Annotated in this window: 4 protein-coding genes; all 4 read left to right on the top strand. The window is 51.1% G+C overall.

The window, feature by feature from the left end:
* On the top strand, positions 1–295 hold a 295-nt coding region (locus ABE093_RS12830), incomplete at its 5' end, for a hypothetical protein (protein WP_430761308.1).
* A 135-nt stretch (positions 296–430) separates the two neighbouring features.
* Positions 431–808 (top strand): nuclear transport factor 2 family protein, encoded by a 378-nt coding sequence (locus ABE093_RS12825; protein ID WP_430761307.1) that lies wholly within the window; start codon positions 431–433, stop codon positions 806–808.
* 135 nt (positions 809–943) lie between these two features.
* Positions 944–1,408 carry a hypothetical protein gene (locus tag ABE093_RS12820; protein ID WP_430761306.1) on the top strand — a complete coding sequence of 155 codons (465 nt, stop codon included), beginning with the start codon at positions 944–946 and terminating at the stop codon, positions 1,406–1,408.
* Between the two features lie 973 nt (positions 1,409–2,381).
* A complete protein-coding gene (locus tag ABE093_RS12815; protein ID WP_430761305.1) occupies positions 2,382–2,720 on the top strand; it encodes a hypothetical protein in 339 nt (112 codons plus the stop codon).
* Positions 2,721–2,750 lie beyond the last annotated feature (30 nt).

Below are 2,750 nucleotides of genomic sequence, written 5' to 3'. Positions count from 1 at the left end.
AACTCAGGTGTTAGGCACGCGTGGGAGGAGGCTTATGAGCGGCATCCTAAACCTTCAAGAAATAGAAGCCCGCCTCCAAGCAACAACATCAGAGCCTTGGAAATCCTTTGTCGAAGGCCGAGACCACACATCGGGCGACAGCTTTATCCAAACCGGAGAATCCGACGACAGCCCTGATATTTATCTGACCGGAGCGACCTTGGCGGATCAAGATTTTATTGCTCATGCTCGCCAAGATATTCCGGAACTCATTTCTGAGATTAGAAGGCTGCAAGCCTTAATTTCAAAAGCCTAGCCCACGTTGCCTAACTATTCGTTCAAGCCGACCCCGCTTCGCGGCGTCGGTCCGCGGCATTTGGTAGTCTGCCGCTACCCGCCGCCGCAAATCGGGGCGGCTTAACTCAGGTGTTAGCCTGCACGGAGCAACATCATGGCCATCCAAAGCAACGCAGACAAAGCCATAGACTTCCTAGGCTTGTGCACGGCTGGTCAAGTTAGAAGAGCCTACTCTGAATACGTCTCAGAAGGCTTCAAGCATCACAACGCCTATTTCCCAAGCGACAGGGAATCATTGCTTCTTGCAATGGAAGAAAGCGCCAAGTCTGAGCCCAACAAGTCTTTCACCGTCAAGCAAATCTTCGAATCTAGAGATCGGGTCGCAACACTCTCTCATGTGCGCAGAGAAAATGCCGACATCGATATCGCCGTTGTACATATCCTGCGGTTTGAGGACGGCAAGATTGTCGAGATGTGGGACATTGGCCAACAAATTCCAAGTGACTCACCGAACAAGCTAGGAATGTTCTAGTCCGTTCAGGCTAACTAATCGTTCAAGCCGACCCCGCTTCGCGGCGTCGGCCTGCGGCTTTTGGTAGTCTGCCGCTGTCCGCCGCCGCAAATCGGGGCAGCTTAACTCAGGTGTTAGGCGCTTTCTGGAGGGGAAATGAAGCAATTTGTACTAGCAAGCCTTCTAGTTGTGGCTTCATATTCATCTGCCGCCGAAAAAATTAATGCATTAGAGCTAGCCGTATCGAAATTCACTGGCGCCCCTGGAACAGCATTTATTAAGTTTAATGCCGACTTAAATGGCGACTCCCTACCAGATGCATTGGTTCTGCTACAAGGGAACAAATGGTGTGGCTCTGGAGGGTGCACCTTACTTATTCTCAAGGGCACATCAGCTGGCTATTCCTTGATTTCGCACAACACAATTTCTGCTGCGCCAATTCGCATACTCAAGTCATCCCATTTGGGGTGGAAAGATCTTATTGTCCACAGCAACGGAACTGGTGATGTCCTTTTAATTTACAACCACTCCAAATATCCGTTTAACCCGTCGCTCCAGCCAAAAGCGACAATCAAGCAAATACATTCAAGTTCAGAACTGAAGCCAGATGCGCCTAACTAGTCGTTCAAGCCGACCCCGCTTCGCGGCGTCGGCCCGCGGCTTTTGGTAGTCTGCCGCAGTCCGCCGCGGCAAATCGGGGCGGCTTAACTCAGGTGTTAGGCCTTAATGGAAGCAACACTGGCTCCTCGGTGGTGGCAAAGGTTGAGACTATCTGTCGTTCTGGCCGCACTTCTTATTCTCAGTGGTGCAGCCTATCTATTTGATCCGCCTATTCGCCAGCCCAATAACATCCATGGCCAAGTCCTAAGCACTATAGAAGTTGAAAACAGCAAGACTGGCTTCCAGCAGATCGCCCTAATTCGACTAACAACAGGCGAGATGGTCCAAAGCACAATAGATCCAAGCAACCCTGGAGTCGTGCCGGAAGGCGCCGCCGTGACAGTTCATGAGTCGATATCGCTAGTTTTCCGAAAACGCAGCTATCACGCAGAGTTATCGCATTAAGGCCTAACTGTTCGTTCAAGCCGACCCCGCTTCGCGGCGTCGGCCTGCGGCTTTTGGTAGTCTTCCGCAATCCGCCGCCGCAAATCGGCGCGGCTTAACTCAGGTGTTAGACCTCAAACCAATTAATTTCGCAATACAGAATTACAAGCCGCAGATCCTAAGCAGGAAATTATGTTGGACAAAGCAATCACAATTCTCCTCTTTGATATCGTGATTCCCACGGCACTTGCTGCGACTGGACTTTATTGCGCCAACTATGCGCTCAAAAGCGCAAAACGAAAATTCGTGTATTGGAATGGGAAAGAAGCTCATCTTTCTTCTGACCCTGTAACATTCTGGCTTGTAATAGCCGCAGCACTCTTTTGCATGTTCAATTGCGGCCTCATGTTGGCACGATCAATTTAAATCGCTGAGGTCTAACTATTCGTTCAAGCCGACCCCGCTTCGCGGCGTCGGCCCGCGGCTTTTGGTAGGCTACCGCTGCCCGCCGCCGCAAACCGGGGCTGCTTAACTCAGGTGTTAGGCCTCAATGACAAAATTCCTCGCACTACTGCTAGCCACTATTCTTCTCGCAGGCTGTAGAAATGGGAGTACAAGCCTAGAAATTCAGAATCAATCGCCCATCAAACTTGAATCTGTCCAAGCATACGGCCCGGGTTTTGAGGCTTATGTAGGTAATTTAGAGCCTGGCGAGCGTACTAAAATCAAGATCTACCCGCATGGGGAAGCCGGCGTAGGCTTGTCGTTCACGGCCAAGGGTCAAAACATCAAATCACCGGTCTCGGGTTACTTTGAGGGCGGTGGCGGATACAAAGTACTGGCCGTTGTCACCAAGGATTTCAGCGTAGATATCGACGCTCGCCTTTGAGGCCTAACTGATCGTTCAAGCCGACACCGC

This window comes from Solilutibacter silvestris, from assembly GCF_050574925.1.
GTDB classification, from domain to species: Bacteria; Pseudomonadota; Gammaproteobacteria; order Xanthomonadales; family Xanthomonadaceae; genus Solilutibacter; species Solilutibacter silvestris_A.
The sequence above is the reverse complement of the archived record's forward strand: the minus strand, read 5'-3'. Positions and strand labels throughout refer to the sequence as shown.

Bases quoted from the DNA above. Each gene is read 5' to 3' on its own strand.
- ABE093_RS12825 (WP_430761307.1), top strand. From the start codon at position 431: ATGGCCATCCAAAGCAACGCAGACAAAGCCATAGACTTCCTAGGCTTG.
- ABE093_RS12820 (WP_430761306.1), top strand. From the start codon at position 944: ATGAAGCAATTTGTACTAGCAAGCCTTCTAGTTGTGGCTTCATATTCA.
- ABE093_RS12815 (WP_430761305.1), top strand. From the start codon at position 2,382: ATGACAAAATTCCTCGCACTACTGCTAGCCACTATTCTTCTCGCAGGC.